Genomic DNA, 749 nt, shown 5'->3' on the forward strand with positions numbered 1-749 from the left:
AACAATAATATCAAGATGAAGCTCACCCATTCCAGCAATAATCGTTTGGCCTGATTCCTCATCCGATTTAACACGAAACGAAGGATCCTCAGCCGCCAAACGATTAAGTGCAATACCCATCTTTTCTTGATCTGCTTTCGTTTTCGGCTCAATCGCAATTTCAATAACAGGCTCTGGAAATTCCATCCGCTCCAAAATAACAGGTTTGAGAGGATCACAAAGAGTATCACCTGTTGTTGTTTCTTTAAGCCCTGCAAGAGCAACAATATCACCTGCAAAAGCCTCTTCAATATCTTCACGAGAATTTGAATGCATTTGAAGCATACGCCCCAAACGCTCTTTCTTCCTTTTTACAGTATTTTCAAGAGAAATACCTTTTTGAACCTTACCAGAATAAATACGACAAAAAGTCAACGACCCTACAAAAGGATCATTCATAATCTTAAAAGCAAGCATAGAAAGTGGAGCATCATCTGAAGATTCACGTGTTGTTTCACCTTCAGTCTTCACATCAACTCCACTAATTGCAGGCACATCAACAGGAGAAGGAAGATAAGAAACAACAGCATCCAAAAGAGGTTGGACGCCTTTATTTTTAAAAGCAGTACCACACAAAACTGGATGAAACTGAACCTCCACGGTCCCCTTACGAATGAGAGCAACAAGCTGTTCATTGGTTGGCATCACACCTTCCAAATAAGCCTCCGTCGCAGCCTCATCAACTTCAACGGCCATCTCAACTAATTTTT

Annotated in this window: 1 protein-coding gene; it reads right to left on the reverse strand. The window is 40.9% G+C overall.

What is annotated here, in order from left to right; translation table 11 throughout:
- A partial coding sequence (locus ACFIO5_RS11610; RefSeq protein ID WP_375705492.1) for an EF-Tu/IF-2/RF-3 family GTPase occupies positions 1 to 749 on the reverse strand: 749 nt, incomplete at both ends.

The organism is Bartonella sp. AA86SXKL (assembly GCF_042196885.1).